General features: G+C 30.4%; 17 protein-coding genes. 11 read left to right on the top strand and 6 right to left on the bottom strand.

Features of this window, described 5'->3' with window-relative positions:
• Positions 1 to 212: 212 nt before the first annotated feature.
• Positions 213 to 1178, bottom strand: coding sequence for a DNA polymerase III subunit delta (holA, locus tag AJN69_RS03805; RefSeq protein WP_070287753.1), 966 nt, complete (start codon positions 1176 to 1178; stop codon positions 213 to 215).
• Complete coding sequence (locus tag AJN69_RS03800) at positions 1171 to 3105, bottom strand: ribonuclease R family protein (protein ID WP_052949629.1); 1935 nt, start codon at positions 3103 to 3105, stop codon at positions 1171 to 1173. Before AJN69_RS03800 ends, holA begins: the two co-directional genes overlap by 8 nt.
• A gap of 118 nt (positions 3106 to 3223) precedes the next feature.
• Here AJN69_RS03800 and ilvC point away from each other — a divergent pair, with 118 nt between their 5' ends.
• Genes ilvC through AJN69_RS03775 form a run of 5 tightly spaced genes read left to right on the top strand, consistent with a single transcriptional unit; the run spans position 3224 to position 7343 of the window.
• Complete coding sequence (gene ilvC, locus AJN69_RS03795; protein WP_070287755.1) at positions 3224 to 4246, top strand: ketol-acid reductoisomerase; 1023 nt, start codon at positions 3224 to 3226, stop codon at positions 4244 to 4246.
• 3 nt (positions 4247 to 4249) lie between these two features.
• Positions 4250 to 5332, top strand: a complete 1083-nt coding sequence (locus AJN69_RS03790) for a divergent polysaccharide deacetylase family protein (protein WP_002869356.1) — start codon at positions 4250 to 4252, stop codon at positions 5330 to 5332.
• Positions 5322 to 6095, top strand: a complete 774-nt coding sequence (locus tag AJN69_RS03785) for a DNA-processing protein DprA (RefSeq protein WP_070287757.1) — start codon at positions 5322 to 5324, stop codon at positions 6093 to 6095. The genes AJN69_RS03790 and AJN69_RS03785 overlap by 11 nt, the downstream gene beginning before the upstream one ends.
• On the top strand, positions 6092 to 6475 hold the full coding sequence (gene ruvX / locus AJN69_RS03780) for a Holliday junction resolvase RuvX (protein ID WP_044794336.1): 384 nt from the start codon (positions 6092 to 6094) through the stop codon (positions 6473 to 6475). The genes AJN69_RS03785 and ruvX overlap by 4 nt, the downstream gene beginning before the upstream one ends.
• A gap of 28 nt (positions 6476 to 6503) precedes the next feature.
• Positions 6504 to 7343 carry an RsmB/NOP family class I SAM-dependent RNA methyltransferase gene (locus AJN69_RS03775; protein WP_079396361.1) on the top strand — a complete coding sequence of 280 codons (840 nt, stop codon included), beginning with the start codon at positions 6504 to 6506 and terminating at the stop codon, positions 7341 to 7343.
• Positions 7344 to 7517: 174 nt separating this feature from the next.
• Here AJN69_RS03775 and msrA read toward each other — a convergent pair whose 3' ends face one another.
• The 4 genes from msrA to aspS are packed head-to-tail and all read right to left on the bottom strand — an operon-like array spanning position 7518 to position 10910.
• Positions 7518 to 8015: a peptide-methionine (S)-S-oxide reductase MsrA gene (gene msrA, locus AJN69_RS03770; protein ID WP_070274938.1), complete on the bottom strand. Its 498-nt coding sequence runs from the start codon at positions 8013 to 8015 to the stop codon at positions 7518 to 7520.
• A gap of 40 nt (positions 8016 to 8055) precedes the next feature.
• Positions 8056 to 8574, bottom strand: coding sequence for an inorganic diphosphatase (gene ppa, locus AJN69_RS03765; RefSeq protein ID WP_002871349.1), 519 nt, complete (start codon positions 8572 to 8574; stop codon positions 8056 to 8058).
• Positions 8575 to 8583: 9 nt separating this feature from the next.
• A complete protein-coding gene (locus tag AJN69_RS03760) occupies positions 8584 to 9162 on the bottom strand; it encodes an adenylate kinase (RefSeq protein ID WP_002855137.1) in 579 nt (192 codons plus the stop codon).
• Entirely contained in the window at positions 9159 to 10910 is a 1752-nt protein-coding gene (aspS, locus tag AJN69_RS03755) for an aspartate--tRNA ligase (RefSeq protein WP_070287784.1), read from the bottom strand. The genes AJN69_RS03760 and aspS overlap by 4 nt, the downstream gene beginning before the upstream one ends.
• Positions 10911 to 11000: 90 nt before the next feature.
• On the opposite strand from aspS, the gene AJN69_RS03750 reads away from it, so the two are divergent.
• The 6 genes from AJN69_RS03750 (at position 11001) to AJN69_RS03725 (ending at position 17444) form a co-directional block, all read left to right on the top strand.
• Positions 11001 to 11861 (top strand): NAD(+) kinase, encoded by an 861-nt coding sequence (locus AJN69_RS03750; RefSeq protein ID WP_044778968.1) that lies wholly within the window; start codon positions 11001 to 11003, stop codon positions 11859 to 11861.
• Positions 11861 to 13384 (top strand): AAA family ATPase, encoded by a 1524-nt coding sequence (locus tag AJN69_RS03745; protein ID WP_002861340.1) that lies wholly within the window; start codon positions 11861 to 11863, stop codon positions 13382 to 13384. Before AJN69_RS03750 ends, AJN69_RS03745 begins: the two co-directional genes overlap by 1 nt.
• Positions 13385 to 13488: 104 nt before the next feature.
• A complete protein-coding gene (cbrR, locus tag AJN69_RS03740) occupies positions 13489 to 14733 on the top strand; it encodes a bile resistance response regulator CbrR (protein WP_070287758.1) in 1245 nt (414 codons plus the stop codon).
• The gene (locus AJN69_RS03735) at positions 14724 to 15539 is read left to right on the top strand and encodes a TatD family hydrolase (protein ID WP_070287760.1); all 816 of its coding nucleotides are present in this window, start codon (positions 14724 to 14726) and stop codon (positions 15537 to 15539) included. The genes cbrR and AJN69_RS03735 overlap by 10 nt, the downstream gene beginning before the upstream one ends.
• Complete coding sequence (locus tag AJN69_RS03730) at positions 15539 to 16657, top strand: lytic transglycosylase domain-containing protein (RefSeq protein ID WP_004305487.1); 1119 nt, start codon at positions 15539 to 15541, stop codon at positions 16655 to 16657. The genes AJN69_RS03735 and AJN69_RS03730 overlap by 1 nt, the downstream gene beginning before the upstream one ends.
• A complete protein-coding gene (locus AJN69_RS03725) occupies positions 16617 to 17444 on the top strand; it encodes a septal ring lytic transglycosylase RlpA family protein (RefSeq protein WP_002852227.1) in 828 nt (275 codons plus the stop codon). Before AJN69_RS03730 ends, AJN69_RS03725 begins: the two co-directional genes overlap by 41 nt.

Genomic DNA, 17444 nt, shown 5'->3' with positions numbered 1-17444 from the left:
AGTTTAATTAGTTTTTACTCTCCTACTTGTTAAAAATTTCATCCTAATAATTTTAAAATTATTGGGATGGATGTTTTTAAGGTTGTTAAACTCTTTTTAGATTGCAATCATTCTTTTAAAGTATTTTAAAAACTCAGCTAAGATTAACAATAAATCATTTTAAATCATTTTAAGACGATTAAAAAGAAGTGAAGAGGATTGAAGATTAAAAATTAACTTTTTAAAATCCTTGCAAGTTTAAGCAAATTCGAAATCAAAAATTCTTTTTTTACGAGTTTAGGATTGGTTTTAAGTTCGTATTCGCTTTTAAGTAAAAGAGTGAAAATTTCTTTATATTGTTCGATTTTTAAACTAAAGGCTTGAGAGCTTAAATTTTGTCCCACTTGAGGGGGTGGAGTGTAGCCTAAAAGCTCTTTAAAATCAATTTTGCCATTGACTTTAACATAAAGTGCGATTTTAAATAAACGATAAAAAGAATTATATAAAGAGTTGATTAAAGCAATTTCATTAAAATTATCTAAAATTTTTTCAAGTTCGCTTTTAAAGTCTTGTTTTTTTAAAATTTTATCAAAAAAGCTTTCAAAACTTCCTGTATTTAAACTATAGCAGTATTGTTCTATGGTTTTTTCATCTACTCTTAAACCGCTAAATTTATTAAGTTCGCTTGCAGCAAGATACAAGTTTTCATCAAAACTTGTAAAAAGAGTAAATAAAGCATTTTGAGTGATTTCAACCCTTAGTTGTTTTGCTTTTATGCTTAAAAGTTCCACGCCTTCTTTAGCTCCGTTAGCTTTAAAAAATCTTACAAAATGAGGAGAGAAAATTTTTTCTATGTCGCTTTGCTTTGAACTTTCATCATAAAATTCTAAAAGAAAGAAATTGTCCGCATTGTTTTTACAAAGATCTACTAAAATTTTAAGATCTTTTATTGCAATTTTTTTAGAAGTTTTGATTTCTAGTAATTTTTTTTCGCTAAAAAGCGATCCTGTGCTTAAAAAATCACTCGCACGAGCGAAGTTGTATTCTTCAAAAAAAAGCTTTAAAGTTTCATCGGGCTTATATTTTTCTTTTATAAATTCAGCATAAAGTTCGCTTTGAAAATTATCTGCTCCATAAAGAAAGAAAAAATTAGGTATTGAATCTTTAGAAAGCAGGGTTTGGAGCTCTTTTCTATACATTTTCTTCCTTTATAAGTCTTTGGGTGATTTTAGCATAAATTTTTGCCATAACTATATCTGCTTCCATGATTTGCACTTCAACACTTTCTAGCAAATTCACACGCGTATCATAAAGGATTATATCCGCTCCTTTGATTTCATCATCTAGTTTGGCTATGCAAACTCCATCATTTTGCACAACTAAAGCTTTAAATTTTTTGTCTATATTTTTGGCTGCCCATCTAGCAAATTTTCTATCCATAAAATCAAAAGCAACCTTATCCGCCTCTCTTTCAAGCGTACTAAGACTCTCGCAAGTGCTTTCTATGTTTAAAAGCAGATAATTAAAAAGTTTTTCATCGTTTTTTTGTTTGGCTTTTAAAAGTCTGTGTAAAATAAGATCAGAATACCTTCTTATAGGGCTTGTAAAATGTGAGTATTTATCAAAACCTAAGCCAAAATGTCCCGCATTTACGCTAGAGTATTCCGCTTTTTTTTGTGCTTTGATGATGAGTTTATCTACTTCTGCTCTTAAATTTAATTCATCAGCTAAAGCTTGTATGTCTCGTATGAGTTCAGGAAGATTGGGCTTAAAATTTACATCGATTCCGAGTTCGCGTAATTCATTTAAAAGTTTATCGATTTTTCTTGTATCAGCACTTAAGTGATTTCTAAAAATACCTATATCTATGAGTTTTGCTGCGGCTTTATTGGCTAAAAGCATACAATCTTCGATCAAATTATGCGAAGGCGTGTCTTTTTCAAAAACTGTGCTTTTTAGACTTAAATTTTCATCTAAATTCATTCTTAATTCTTCGGTGCGAAATTCAAAGGCATTTTTAAGACGCATTTTGCGTAAATTTTTTGTGATTTCAAAAAGCTCATAAAGCCATGAAAGTTCTTTTAAATCAGGTTTTTGTACCAAAATTTCATCAACTTCATCGTAATTAAAACGGCGTTTTGAGTTGATAATACCTTCAAAAAGTTCTTCTTTGATGACTTTATTTTCATGATTGAGCGTGATTTTAAAACAATACGCTAAGCGATCTAAATGAGGTTTTAAAGAACAGATATTTTCACTTAAAGGACGAGGCAGCATGGGTATAGCAATGTGCGGAAAATAAATAGAAAATCCACGATTTCTTGCTTCTTTATCTATAGCGCTATAAGCATAAACATATTCGCTAACATCAGCAATAGCTACATAAATTTCTCGTTTTTGAGTGTCAAAATAAATCGCATCATCAAAATCTTTTGCATGTATAGGATCTATAGTGCAAAAAGGCAAGGCTCTTAAATCCATGCGATTTTCATACATACTCGCATCAACACTATCGCCGTTTGCTAGGGCTTCTTTGATACAAGCGTCGCTAAATTCGTTATTTTTATTAAAAAGAGCTAAGGAGATTTTTTCATCTATACTTTCATCATCGATATGTCCTAAAACTTCTATGATATTGTTATTTTCATTTTCTATTTTTAAAACTGTTCCTAAAGGTAGTGCTTTTAAGGATTTTTGAGAAGCTTTTAAGGCAGTGCTTAATCCTGTTTTGATATTCATTCCAAGCACGGCTTCGCCGTACCTTTTGGTGATCACTAAAGAGGTTTCATTGGCTCTTTTTAGAACTAAAATCACCTTTGCACTGGGGCGTTTTTTCTTTAAAGGTAGAAGTTTTACTGCGACTATATCTTTATAGTTTGCACCTTTTAGGTTTTTGTTTTCTATCAAAAGATCTTTTTTGAAACTTTCATCAAAGCATTGTAAAAAACCTGTGCCTTTGCTTGAAATATCAAGTACTCCAAAGGCAAAACCATTGTTAAGATAGTATTTGTTTTTGTGTTCTTTGATGATATGATTAGCTAAAAGCTCTCTTAAAATTTGTTTAAATTCATTGCTTACTTCGTGAGAGCTAATGCCATAACTAAGACTGTTTAAAAATTCTTTCACTTTTGATACTTTATGATTTTTTGTAAAATTCTTACATAAAGTTTATAAAAAAAATATGAAATTTATACTTTAATTGCTATAATAATACCTTTAATTTTTGAATTTTTAAGGAGTGAATATGGCTATTACAGTATATTATGATAAAGATTGTGATTTAAATTTAATCAAATCAAAAAAAGTAGCAATTATAGGCTTTGGCTCTCAAGGACACGCTCATGCGATGAATTTAAGAGATAATGGCGTAAATGTAATTATCGGACTTCGTGAAGGTAGTGTAAGTGCTGTTAAAGCAAAAAATGCTGGTTTTGAAGTAATGAGTGTAAGCGAGGCTTCTAAGACAGCAGATGTGGTTATGATTTTAGCTCCTGATGAAATTCAAGCAGATATTTTTAATGTCGAAATAAAACCAAATTTAAGTGAAGGCAAGGCTATAGCTTTTGCGCACGGTTTTAATATCCACTATGGTCAAATTGTTGCTCCAAAAGGTGTAGATGTTATCATGATAGCACCTAAAGCACCAGGACACACAGTAAGAAATGAATTTACTTTAGGAGGTGGAACTCCTTGTTTAATAGCCATCCATCAAGATGAAAGTAAAAATGCTAAAAATTTAGCCTTAAGTTATGCAAGTGCGATTGGGGGCGGACGCACAGGTATTATAGAAACAACCTTTAAAGCCGAAACAGAAACAGATCTTTTTGGTGAACAAGCTGTGCTTTGTGGTGGGCTTAGTGCTTTGATTCAAGCAGGTTTTGAGACTTTGGTTGAAGCAGGTTATGAACCCGAAATGGCTTATTTTGAGTGTTTGCATGAAATGAAACTCATTGTGGATTTGATTTATCAAGGTGGTATTGCAGATATGCGTTATTCTATCTCAAATACTGCAGAATACGGCGATTATATTACAGGACCAAAGATTGTTACTGAAGAGACTAAAAAAGCGATGAAAGGTGTTTTAAAAGATATACAAAATGGTGTTTTTGCAAAAGATTTTATCTTAGAACGCCGTGCAGGTTTTGCTAGAATGCATGCAGAACGCAAAAATATGAATGATTCTTTGATAGAAAAAACAGGGCGCAATTTGCGTGCTATGATGCCTTGGATCAGTGCTAAAAAATTAGTAGATAAAGATAAGAATTAAACATTGTCAAAGAAAAAATTAGTTCAAATTCAGCGTTATTTAATCATAGCTATACTTTTTTTACTTTGTATAGCTTTAGCTTTGGGAATTTTAGTAAAATATCAAAATTCCCAAGATGTTTTTTCTGTTAAGCCGGATTATTTTATTGATAAACAAGAAGATTTAATTTCATCAAATAAAGATCATTATGAAATTGGTATTTTTCAAGAGAATGAGTTTGATAATAATAAATCTGTAAGTATTTTAGAGCAAAAAATTCAAGAAATCGATGATTTAAATACAAGTTTAAATGAGCAAAATTTAAGCAGTGTGGAGCAGAATTTAAGTTTAGAGCAAAATCAGAGTTTAGAACAAAATTTTATTCCAAAAGATACAAATTTAACCCAAGATCAAAATTTAACTTTTGATGAAGATATTCATTTAAATAAAATTTCTAAAAAACCAAAACTTGCTATTATTATCGATGATATGGCAAATGCAAGTCAGGTTAGAGGTTTAAAAGCTTTAAATTTAAAGTTAAATCCTTCTTTTTTTCCGCCAGATAAAAACCATAGTGAAACGCCAAAACTTGCTTTAAAATTTGATTTTTATATGGTGCATTTACCTTTAGCAGCAATTAATTATAATAAACCAGAAATTGATACTTTAAATCCAAATGATAGCAAAGAAAGAATTTTTAAAAAAATCAAGCAAATTAAAAAAGATTTTAAGGATTTAAGATATATCAATAATCACACAGGAAGTTTATTTACAAGCAATGAAGAAGCTATGAGAAAGCTTTACGAGGCTTTAAAAAATCAAAATATATTTTTTGTAGATTCTAAAACTATAGGAAATTCTAAGGCAAATAAAATCGCTAAAGAACTCAGTATGCCTTATATACAAAGAGATGTGTTTTTGGATAATGAAGATGATGTTAATTATGTTAAAAAACAACTCGAAAGCGCAGTAAAACTTGCACAAAAAAAAGGTTTTGTTATAGCCATAGGACATCCTAGGAAAAATACTTTTAAAGCCTTAGAGCAAAGTAAGGATTTGTTAAAAGGCGTTGATCTTGTGTATTTGAGTGAAATTTATGGCAAGTGAAATTTTGCCTGATGAATTTTTGAAACTTTTTAAAGATTTAAAAAAGTCTCCTAAAAAATTACACTACAAAGGAAATTTATCTTTATTAAAACAAGATAAAATCGCTATTATAGGTTCAAGGCGTATGAGTGTTTATACGAAAAATTGTGTTTTTTCCTTAGCGAGTATGCTTAAAAATGCTCATCTTTGCGTGGTAAGTGGCGGTGCTTTGGGTGTGGATATCACTGCAAGTATGGCAGCTATGCCAAATACTATAGGTATTTTTGCTAATGGTTTAGATCAAATTTATCCAAGAACTAATGAAAAAATCATTAAACAAATTTATGAAAACGCTTTAGCTTTAAGCGAATACGAAGATGATTATTTGCCAAAAAATTATGACTTTTTACTAAGAAACCGTTTGGTTATTGCTTTAAGCAAGGCTGTTGTGGTTGCACAAGCAGATATAAAAAGTGGTTCTATGCAAAGTGCAAGGCTTGCTTTAGAGCTTAATAAGCCTTTATATGTTTTACCGCAAAGACTAGGAGAAAGCACAGGGACTAATTTACTTTTAAAGGAAAATAAAGCAAAGTTAATCTGTGATTTTAAAGAATTTGTAAGTGAGTTTGCAAGTATAGATACAAATCAAGATGAATTTTTAGAGTTTTGTAAAAAAGGTGTGAGTGTTGATGAGGCTTTAAAAATTTATGGACAAAAAGTTTATGAATACGAACTTGAGGGAAAAATTTCCATAGAAGGGCTTTTTATAAGGGTTTTAGTATGAGAGCTTTGGCTTTAGATGTAGGTTTAAAACGCATAGGTGTAGCGCTTTGCGTAGATAAAAAGATCGCTTTGCCTTTAGATGCAGTTTTAAGAAAAAATCGCAATCAAGCCGCTAATGAAATTAAAAATTTACTTAAAATACATGAGATTTCTTTACTTATTGTAGGCATTCCTAAGGGTGGGTCAAGTGAAGAAGAAATGACAAGACGCATTAAGCATTTTGTTTCTTTGCTTGAATTTGATAAAGAAATTTGCTTTGTAGATGAAAGCGGAACAAGTAAAGAAGCTTTAGGATACGGCATAGCAAATACACGTAAAAAAGATGGTAAATTAGACTCTTTGGCTGCTTTTATCATGATAAAGGATTATTTTGCTCTCTAGAATAGAAAAACTTTATACCAAAGATGAAATGCAAAATATTTTATCTTCTTTTACTCAAGAAAAAAATGTTTGTGTATTTGCAAATACTTTAAAAATTAGCACTGAAGAATTAGAAAAAGAATTTTTAAAACAAAATTTAAAATTTAAAAAGATCAATGCTTATTGTTATTTGTTTGACGCTAAAGATAAAGCCATCTTAAGTTCTATGAAAGTTTTTAATGAGGGGTGCTTTTATATACAAAATTATTCTTCTTATTTGTGTGCTTTAAATTTAGAAGTCAAAGCAGGGCAAAGTGTTCTTGATATGTGTGCAGCTCCGGGTGGCAAAAGTATCAATCTTGCAAATTTTATGCAAAATACAGGTTATTTAGCTTGCAATGAGATGAGTAGGGATAGATTTTTTATTCTGCAAAAAAATCTTAAAAATTACGGCGTGAATGCTAAAGTTTTTATGAAAGATGGTAAAAATATAGGCAATTTGTGTCCTTTAAAATTTGATAAAATCTTACTTGATGCGCCTTGTTCAACTTTTGCTAAAATAGGTTTTGATTTGGAAAAAAGTTATAAAGAAATCAAAAATATTGCAAAAACTCAAAAAAAACTTCTACATTCTGCTTTAAAGGCATTAAAAATAGGTGGAGAGCTTGTATATAGTACTTGTACCTTTACCAAGGAAGAAAATGAAGAAGTGATAGAGAATGCTTTAAAAAGCGAGTTTAAATTAGAGCTTTTAGATATTGATTTGGAAAATGTTGAGGCTAAAGCAGGGCAAAGTGAAGAATTTGCTGAAATTTCAAAATGCAGACGGATTTTACCAAGCTTGGACTATGATGGATTTTTTATAGCTAAACTTAGGAAATTATGTTAATTAATAAAATTATTCACATTTAAATACAAATTCATAAAAAAACTTAAAAAACAATAAATAATTTTTTCTTTATTTTAAAGCTTAAAGTTCTATTTTTAAGTACTTTGAAAGAAAATCACAGCGTGAAAAGGCTGTGAATAAAGTTGAAATTTTTTTAACCTTAAAAAGATGAAATTAGTCTGATTGTATTTTTTGCAGTTTTGGAGCTATTACAGCTTGACAATATCCTTGATTGGGATTATTTATAAAATAATGTTGATGATAGTTTTCAGCTTTGTAGTAAGTTTGCAATCTTGAAATTTTAGTAACTATTTTTTTGCTAAATATTTTTTGCTGTTCTTTGATGAAATTTTGAGCTAAAATTTTATCTTCTTCATTTTCGTAAAAGATTATTGAGCGATATTGCATACCAATATCTCCACCTTGTTTATCTATACTTGTTGGATCATGAATTTTAAAAAAGAGCGTTAAGATTTCAAGAAGAGAGATTTGTTTTTCATCGTAATTTATTTTGACAACTTCTATGTTACCATCACCATTACACACGCTTTCATAGCTAGGATTTGGATTTCCTCCGCTATATCCAACTTCAGTATCAATTACACCTTTTAGGCGTTCAAATACAGCTTCAACACACCAAAAACAACCACCACCTAAAACGATATTTTTCATTATGAGTTTTCCTTGAGTTTAGCCCTTTGAAGGGCTGGGATTATTTGTAGTTTTTGATTGCTTTTTCTAAAATTTCAATTGCAGCTTTTTCATCTTTAAAATCTTGTACTTTAACCCATTTGTTTGGCTCTAAAATTTTATAAGTTTCAAAGAAATTTTTGATTTTATTTAAAGTTGCTTGTGGTAAATCTGTGTAAGTTTTTATATTATCATATCTTGCATCTATTTTTGAATTTGGAACCGCAAGAAGTTTTTCATCCATTCCGCTTTCATCTTCCATGATTAAAACACCGATTAAGCGGCAAGGAATCACGGCTCCAGCTTGGATAGGATATTCATTAAGCACTAAAATATCCACAGGATCACCATCATCAGCCAAAGTATTGGCAATAAAACCATAGTTTGCTGGGTAAAACATCGCACTAGCCATAACGCGATCTACCATGATAGCACCACTATCTTTATCGATTTCATATTTTATGTTTGAGCCGTATGGAATTTCGATTACGGCATTGATTTTATTTGGAATATCTCCGATTTTGATTTTGCTTAAATCCATTTTTTCTCCTTATATACTTTGAATTTTTTTAATCAGTTCTTTCATGTCTGCAACGATAGGTTCGATAGTGCGTTCCCCATCGATAATAAAATGAAGTTTTTTCTTTTGATAAAAATCTAAAATTTCATTTAAAGGTTCTGTATAAACTTTCATTCTATTGTAAAATACTTCTTCATTATCATCTGCACCACGATTTCTGCCTAAAACTCTTTCTTTGGCAACTTCTTCGCTTACTCTTACTTCTATGACACCTTTAAGACAAATTTCATTTTGCTCACTTAAAACCTTGTCAAATTCCATCATTTGTTCTACGCTTCTTGGATAGCCATCGATGATGATAGTTTTAGTTGGAGCAGCTTTTAGTGCGCAAACTATAGTATTTACAACAACATCTAAAGGAACAAGATTGCCTTTGGATATAAAACTATCTATAGTTTTTCCAAGTTCACTCCCGCTTGCTACTTCAGCTCTTAAAAGATCGCCTGTTGAATAGTGTGTGATATTTGTCGCATCTGCTTGTGCGATTAAACTAGCATCGGTAGTTTTTCCACTACCTGGTGCACCTATGATTAAAAACAATTCTTTCATTTTATATTCTCCCTTAATTTGATTCCTAATTCTCTCATTGCTTCATTGTTAGCAGGTGATGGTGCATCTGTCATTAAGCATTGCGCTCTTTGGGTTTTTGGAAAGGCTATAACCTCTCTTATGCTGTTTGCTCCTGTAACTAGCATGATGAGTCTATCAAGTCCTATAGCAATACCTCCATGTGGTGGAGCACCAAAACTTAAAGCATCAAGCAAGAAACCAAATTTTTCTTTTTGTTGTTCTTCATCTATATTTAAAAGTTTAAATACTTTTTGCTGAATATCGTTTTTATGGATTCTTATACTACCTCCACCTAGCTCAACGCCGTTTAGTACTACATCATAAGCGATAGATGAAATTTCTTCTAAATCAGCTTCATTGATATTTTTTGGCATGGTAAAAGGATGGTGCATCGCAGAATAACTTCCGTCATCATTTTGCTCAAACATAGGAAAATCAACAACCCATAAGAATTCTAAGGCATTTGGATCTATAAGATTTAACTCGTTGGCTAAGAAAATTCTAAATCTTCCCATATAATCAAGCACGGTTTTTTTAGCTCCTGCACCGAAAAATACCACATCTCCTATTCCAAGCTCACAGCGTTTGCTGAGTTCATTTAAATCTTCTTCGCTAAAGAATTTGCAAAGTGGACCTTTAAGCCCATCTTCTTTAACTTGTATAAAAGCTAAGCCTTGGGCACCAAATTTACGCACAAATTCTTCAAATCTTTGCATTTGTCTTTTTGAAAAAATAGTATCGCCTTTTGGAACACGTATGGCTTTGATGCGATTTTTCTTTGTATCTTTGGCAATATTTGCAAAAATTTCATTATTTGACTTAGCAAAAATATCAATCACATCAATAAATTTAAGATCAAATCTTAAATCTGGCTTATCAGAGCCATAATTCTCCATAGCGTCTTTGTATTGCATTTGCCTAAAAGGGGTTTGAATTTCTTTGCCGCAAGCTTTGAAAATATCTTTTAAAAAAGTTTCGGCTACATTGATCACATCTTTTTGTTCGCAAAAACTCATTTCAACATCAATTTGTGTGAATTCAGGTTGGCGATCAGCTCTTAAATCTTCATCTCTAAAACATTTTGCGATTTGAAAATAACGATCAAAACCGCTACACATTAAAAGTTGTTTGAAAAGCTGAGGGCTTTGTGGAAGAGCGTAAAATTCACCCTGATGTACACGAGAAGGTACGAGATAATCTCTTGCGCCTTCAGGAGTAGCTTTGGTAAGAATAGGGGTTTCAACTTCTAAAAATCCCATATTTGCCAAAGAATTTCTAGCTGCTATACAAGCTTTAGAACGCAGGGCAAAATTTTCATAAAGTTTAGGATTTCTTAAATCTAAAAAGCGATATTTTAAACGTAATTCTTCATTTACACTTTCATCAGCGATAGCAAAAGGAGGCACGGCACTTTCATTTTCTATGGTAAGTTTAGAAACAACTACTTCGATTTCTCCTGTTTTTAATTTAGGATTTACAAGTCCTTCGCCACGCGGACGAATAGCACCTTCTGCAATAAGTACAAATTCATTTCTTGCATTGGAAGCGATTTCATGAGCTTCTTTACTATCATTTGGATCGCAAACAAGTTGGATAATACCACTTCTATCTCTTAAATCTATAAAAATAACTCCACCATGATCGCGGTAGCTATTTACCCAACCGCAAAGTTTAACGCTTTGACCAACATGGGAAATTCCCAAGTCTGTATTATAATGACTTCGCAAATTTATTCCTTGAAAAAGATTTTTTAAGATAATGAGCAAAATTATAGTATTTTTATTCTTTTGCTTTGCTAAGATTTGATATAATTTTTTATGCAAAATAAAATAGATCATAAAAATATTAAAAAAATTGGACTTGTTACACGACCCAATGTGAGTTTAGATAAGGAAATTTTAAAACTTCAATCGATTTTATCTATATATAAAGTTGAACTTGTATTGTTTAAAGAAAGTTCTGAAATTTTAGATTTGCCAAAGTATGGATTGGATGATTTGTTTAAAATATCTGATTTTGTTATTTCTTTAGGTGGAGATGGGACTTTGATTTCTTTATGCCGTAAAGCTTGTGAATACGATAAAGCAGTTTTAGGAATTCATGCTGGACATTTAGGTTTTTTAACAGATTTTAAAGTTGATGAAGCTGAAAATTTTTTTCAAGCTTTTTTTCAAGGAGAATTTAGAATAGAAAAGCCTTATTTGTTAAGTGTTTTTTTAGAAGATAAGCAAGGAAAAAATTTAGAAAAATTGGCTTTTAATGATGTGGTTATTAGTAAAAATAATCAAGCTTCTATGGCTCATATAGAAGTTTTTAGAAAAGAAAAGAAATTTAATGAATATTTTGGAGATGGGCTTATTGTTGCAACTCCTGCGGGTTCAACAGCTTATAATTTAAGTGCAAATGGGCCCATAGTTTATACTTTAGCTCAAGCTTTTATCTTAACTCCTGTTTGTTCTCATTCTTTAACACAACGCCCTATTGTCTTACCAAAAGGTTTTGAAATAGAGATTATGGCAAAGGATTGTATACTTTGCATTGATGGGCAAGAAAATTATAAAATGAATGATTTTAAAAGTATAAAAGTGGGTTTAAGTGATAAAAATGTGGCTTTAATTCATCCAAAAAATAGGGATTATTTTCAAATTTTAAAAGAAAAATTACACTGGGGAAATTGATGATAAATAGAATTTTTATGAAAGAAAATCTTGGTTTTAAAAAGGCTGAGCTTGAAATTTCTAAAGGGCTTACTGTTTTTACAGGGTTAAGTGGAGCTGGAAAATCGGTCTTGTTTAAAGGAATTTTATCCGCATTTTCTTTGAGTGAAAGTGAGGCTAAAATTGTCGAAATAGAACTAGATGATAAATTAGATTTAGAAAGTTTTGGCATAGAAAGTGAAGAGGAGAATGTTTTTAAGCTTTTAAAAGAAAAAAACACAAAATATTTTATTAACAATCAAAGCATAGCGAAAAAAAGTTTGCAAAATTTAAGTAAAACTTTTATTAAGTATTTAAGCGCAAAGGAAAATAACGAATTTGGAAATGAAAAATTTTTAAATCTCTTAGATGCCTTGGAAATGCAAGAAAATACAAATTTTGTTTCCTTTTTGGAAGATTTTAAAAAAGATTTTAATGCTTATAGTCAAATTTCTAATGAGCTTAATGCAATTTTAGAAGAAGAAAAAAAAGTAGAAGAATTAAAAGAATTAGCTAGAGTGCAAATTGAAAAAATTTCAAGCATTAATCCTAAAATAGGCGAGTATGAAGAGCTTTTAATACTTAAAAAGAAGCTTTCTAAAAAAGATAAATTAGAAGAAGCTTGGAGTAAGGCAGAGCGTATTTTTGAGCTTGAAAAAGTTGTTATTGAAGCTTTAAATTTAAGCGAAGTTGATGCGAGTTTTTTTAGTGAATGTTTAAATGAATTGCGTGTGATTTGTGAAAATCAAAAAATGGAAGATTTGGATTTTGATGTGGAGACACTTTTAGATCGCATTGAAAATTTATCCTATCTCATCAAGCGTTATGAAAGCATAGAAAATGCTTTAGAAGTTTTAAAACAAAAAAAACATGAACTAGAACATTATGAAAATTTAAGTTTTGAAAAAAAAGAACTTGAAAAAAAATTTCAAGAATCAAAACAAAAATTAGAAGAAAAAGCACAAATTTTAACTCAAACAAGAAAGAAAAACCTTAAAAAATTAGAAAAATGTTTAAATAATTATCTTAAAGAACTTTATATGAAAGATGCAAGTTTGACGCTTAAAGAAAGTGGAAAAATTTCAATTTTAGGCAAAGATGAGATAATGCTAGATATTAATTTAGCTCATTTAAAAAATTTAAGTTCAGGTGAATTAAATCGCTTAAGACTTGCTTTTATAGCTACAGAATGTAAAATTTTAAATGCAGGTAAAGGGATATTATTTTTAGATGAAATCGATGCAAATTTAAGTGGAAAAGAGGCTATGAGTATAGCTAAGGTTTTAGAGGAGCTTTCTAAGTTTTATCAAATTTTTGCTATTTCTCATTTACCCCAACTTTCCTCTAAGGCACATAATCATTTTTTAGTTGAAAAAAATGGCGAAGAAAGTAAGGTAAAAAAGCTTGATCAAAAAGAAAGAATTAAAGAGCTTGCTAGGATGGTAAGTGGAGAGCTTGTTAGTGATGAAGCAATCGAATTTGCTAAGACCTTGTTTAAGAATTAAGCGGATTTTTTATTTTACTATGTTAAAATATATAACTATAAAATTTCCTTTCTTTTGAAATAAATATATTAAAAATTTTTAGATATAAAGGTATTTTACGCACTATGAATAAGAAAATTTTAATTATTGATGATAATAAAATGCTCGGCAAACTTTTGGCTAAAAAAATTCAAATGACTTTAAATTATGAGGTAGATATTGCTTTTGGTTTTGCTGAAGCCAAGGAGTTAATGAATAATAATTATTTTTTAGCTTTTGTGGATTTATGTTTGCCAGATGCCCCAAATGGTGAAGTTGTGGATTATGTTATAGAAAAGAAAATTCCTGCTATTGTTCTTACGGCTAGTGGTGATAAGGCTACTAAAGAAAAATTTATGGATAAAGATATATTAGATTATATTTTTAAAGAAAGTGAAACTTGCATTGATGAGATTATTAGTTCTATTATAAAACTTAATCAATATGCAAAAACTAAAGTGATTTTAGCTATGAGCAAGCTACCTGAACGTAATGAAATTAAAAAAATACTTACTCAAAGACAATTTAATGTTTTAGCTGCAGCTCATGGTGAAGAAGCAATGAGTTATTTAAATGATAATAATGATGTTAAGCTTATTATAGCAGATGTCAATATGCCAGTAATTAGTGGTTTTGAGCTTTTAACTCAAGTAAGAGAGCGTTTTAGTGATGATGAATTAGGTGTGATTCTTTTGGGGGATCATAATGATTCATTTGAAGCAAATTCTTTTAAAAATGGAGTTAATGAGTATTTGTTCAAGCCTTTAAGCAAAGAAAGCTTTAATTGTCGCTTAGATCGTTGTTTATCTTATATGGATGATAAAAAATTTTTAAGCACTTATAATGTTTTAGATCCTGTATCTGGGGTTAAAAATTATAATGCCTTAATCGATGGAATAGATAATTATTTTAATGAAATAGCGACAAAAGACGAGGAATTTGCTTTTGCTTTCTTAGATATAGATAATCTTCAAATGATTAACGATGAATACGGCCGTGAAGTTGGTGATGAAGTAATTAAAATCTGTGCTAATGAAATAGTTAATGAAACTAAAGGAAGAGATCTTGTAGGTAGATATAGTGCAGAAAAAATTTGTATTTTACTTAAAAATATATCCCAAGAAAGAGCGATTAAAATCTTTTCTCGTATACGAGTAAATATAAAAAAGGCTGGTGTTTTGGTTAATTTAGATGAAATCTTTTTTACAGCTTCTATAGGCGTGGTTTTTGGAAAAAGTGGAGATAAGATTGATTCTTTGGTTAATAAAGCAAGTAAAATATTGTCTCAAGCAAAAGATAATGGCAAGGATAGAGTTGAAGTATGTTCTTAAATCTTGATTTTCAAGATGGTTTAAGGATTGTTGATACGCATTGCCATCTAGACAGTGAAGCATTTAAAGATGATTTAGATGAAACTTTAAATCGTGCTTTTAAAAATGGTATAGAGAAAATCATCATACCTGGTGCTGATATAAAAGATTTGCCCTATGCAGCTACAATTGCTCATAAATATAAAAATATTTTTTTTGCAGCAGGGGTGCATCCTTATGAAATTGATAATTATGATGAGAAAATTTTAAGGCAATATTTATGCGATGAAAAGTGTGTAGCTGTAGGTGAATGTGGGCTTGATTATTTTCGTTTTAAAAGTGATCTTGCTGAAGAAATTCAAAAAGAAAAAGAAAATCAAAAAAAGATTTTTATCGCACAGCTTGAACTTGCTATTGAATTTAAAAAACCTGTTATCATCCACTCAAGAGAAGCAAATCATGATACTTATGAGATTTTACATGGGTATTCTAAGGATCTTTTAGGAGGAGTTTTACACTGCTTTAATGCAAGCGAGCATTTGCTAACTCTTTTTGAAGAGGGATTTTATTTTGGTATTGGAGGAGTTTTAACTTTTAAAAATGCTAAGAAATTAGCTGAAATTTTACCTAAAATTCCAAAAGATAGACTGCTACTTGAAACTGATGCTCCATATCTTACTCCAGAGCCTTATCGCGGTAAAAGAAATGAACCTTTGTTAACTCAATTTGTAGCAAACAAAATGTGTGAAGTATTGAAATTATCAAGAAAAGAGCTTTTAGAAATTTGTTTTAACAATTCTGAAAAATTATTTTTTAAAGGTTATTGATGAAAAAAATTTTATTGTGTTTTTTAATATGTTTTAATTTTCTTTTTGCACAAATTAATACTCCTGAATTTTATGAAAGACAAATGAATGTTTTAAGAAATTTGGATATTAATCCAAGTTTTATTAGTGATTTGATTTTTGTGCAAACTCAACAAGATATAAAATCAAAACACGCTCAAACTTTAATAGATAGTATGCAAAATTTTTCAAAAGTTACTCCTATGATAAGAAAAATTTTAGCCCAGCAGGAAGTTCCTGATGAGATTTTGTATCTAGCTATGGTTGAATCAGGCTTGAAAACTCATAGTGTTTCTAATGCCAAGGCTGTAGGGGTTTGGCAATTTATGCAACCAACAGCTAGAAATTTGGGTTTAAGAATCGATGCTTATGTTGATGAAAGGCGTGATCCGGTCAAGTCAACTTATGCCGCTACAAATTATTTAAAAGAGTTAAAAGAAGAATTTGGCAAATGGTATTTAGCGCTTTTAGCTTATAATTGTGGAAATGGTAAACTAAGACAAGCTATCAAGCAAGCAGGAAGTGATGATTTAAGTGTTTTATTGAACCCTGATAAGAAATATCTTTCTTTAGAAACTAGAAATTTTATAAGAAAAATTTTAACTCTTGCTTTTTTAGCCAATGATAGGGATTTTTTACTAGATAAAGATGCGTCTTTAATGAATTATGCTTTAAGCAACGAATTCGCAAAAGTTGATGTGCCTTCTTCTGCATCTTTAAAAGAAATAGCTAAAAATTTAAATATGGATCTTGCAACTTTTAAGAAATATAATCCACAATTTAAACATAATTTTACGCCTCCTGGTAAAGGGTATTATATGTATATACCACTTAATAAAGTGGCATTTTTTGATAAAAATTTTAAAGCAGAAAAACTTGCGAAGGTTGATACAACTATACCTATGACAAGAACTTATACCGTTAAGTCTGGTGACTCTTTATATAAAATAGCAAGAAATTATAATATAAGTGTTGATGAAATTCGAGAATTTAATAAAATAGCAAAAAATCATCTTAGTATTAATCAAAAATTAATTATACCAATCAAGGAGAATAAAAATGCAAATAAAAACAATTACACTAAAGTTGTCAGCCGTTAGTCTAGGGGCTTTATTTTTTAGTGGTTGTTTAGGCACTAGTTTTTTTTCTAGCTTGGATAATGCTCAAGTGTATTATCCTTCAAATGATTTTAAAAGCAGTCCTAGTTCTTCAGGGACTAAAGGAACGATGAAGCCTTATACTATCAATGGTAAAACTTATTATCCTACTGTTGTAGCAGTAGGTGAAACTGCTGATGGTATTGCGAGTTGGTATGGGCCAGGCTTTCACGGCAAGAAAACCTCTAATGGTGAAACCTATAATCAAAATGCTTTAACCGCGGCTCATAAAACTTTACCTATGAATACCATCTTAAAAGTAACTAATCTAAATAACAATCGTCAAGTTACCGTTCGTGTAAATGATAGAGGTCCTTTTGTGAATAATCGTATTATAGATTTATCAAAAGGAGCTGCTAGTCAAATTGATATGATTGCTTCAGGAACAGCTCCAGTAAGGCTTGAGGTTATAGGGTTTGGATCAAGTAATTCGGGTAATAATATTGTACATTCTAATGTAAACTATGGAAATAGTGGAGAGATTGCAAATAATGGACAAATTTATGAAGGTGGAAATTTCATGGTTCAAATTGGAGCCTTTAAAAACCCAGCTGGAGCACAAACGATAGCAGCAAGATATAAAACTTATAGAACTTATAGCTCTACTATACGCACAAGCTCAGTGGATGGGTTAAATCGCGTTTTCTTAACAGGCTTTAGAAGTGAAGATGAAGCAAGGGATTTTGCTGCAAGTGGTGCATTTGCAGGTGCATTTGTTGTAAGAGAGTAG

The organism is Campylobacter sp. BCW_4338, assembly GCF_001763255.1.
Classification (GTDB): domain Bacteria; phylum Campylobacterota; class Campylobacteria; order Campylobacterales; family Campylobacteraceae; genus Campylobacter_D; species Campylobacter_D jejuni.
Note: the sequence above shows the minus strand (reverse complement) of the source record. Positions and strands in the feature narration are given on the sequence as shown.

Excerpts from the sequence above, each read along its gene's own strand:
- ilvC (WP_070287755.1), top strand. The coding sequence starts at position 3,224 with ATGGCTATTACAGTATATTATGATAAAGATTGTGATTTAAATTTAATC.
- ruvX (WP_044794336.1), top strand. The coding sequence starts at position 6,092 with ATGAGAGCTTTGGCTTTAGATGTAGGTTTAAAACGCATAGGTGTAGCG.
- AJN69_RS03730 (WP_004305487.1), top strand. The coding sequence starts at position 15,539 with ATGAAAAAAATTTTATTGTGTTTTTTAATATGTTTTAATTTTCTTTTT.
- holA (WP_070287753.1), bottom strand. The coding sequence starts at position 1,178 with ATGTATAGAAAAGAGCTCCAAACCCTGCTTTCTAAAGATTCAATACCT.
- AJN69_RS03775 (WP_079396361.1), top strand. The coding sequence starts at position 6,504 with ATGCAAAATATTTTATCTTCTTTTACTCAAGAAAAAAATGTTTGTGTA.
- AJN69_RS03735 (WP_070287760.1), top strand. The coding sequence starts at position 14,724 with ATGTTCTTAAATCTTGATTTTCAAGATGGTTTAAGGATTGTTGATACG.
- AJN69_RS03750 (WP_044778968.1), top strand. The coding sequence starts at position 11,001 with ATGCAAAATAAAATAGATCATAAAAATATTAAAAAAATTGGACTTGTT.
- AJN69_RS03725 (WP_002852227.1), top strand. The coding sequence starts at position 16,617 with ATGCAAATAAAAACAATTACACTAAAGTTGTCAGCCGTTAGTCTAGGG.
- cbrR (WP_070287758.1), top strand. The coding sequence starts at position 13,489 with ATGAATAAGAAAATTTTAATTATTGATGATAATAAAATGCTCGGCAAA.
- AJN69_RS03760 (WP_002855137.1), bottom strand. The coding sequence starts at position 9,162 with ATGAAAGAATTGTTTTTAATCATAGGTGCACCAGGTAGTGGAAAAACT.
- msrA (WP_070274938.1), bottom strand. The coding sequence starts at position 8,015 with ATGAAAAATATCGTTTTAGGTGGTGGTTGTTTTTGGTGTGTTGAAGCT.
- ppa (WP_002871349.1), bottom strand. The coding sequence starts at position 8,574 with ATGGATTTAAGCAAAATCAAAATCGGAGATATTCCAAATAAAATCAAT.
- AJN69_RS03785 (WP_070287757.1), top strand. The coding sequence starts at position 5,322 with ATGGCAAGTGAAATTTTGCCTGATGAATTTTTGAAACTTTTTAAAGAT.
- AJN69_RS03745 (WP_002861340.1), top strand. The coding sequence starts at position 11,861 with ATGATAAATAGAATTTTTATGAAAGAAAATCTTGGTTTTAAAAAGGCT.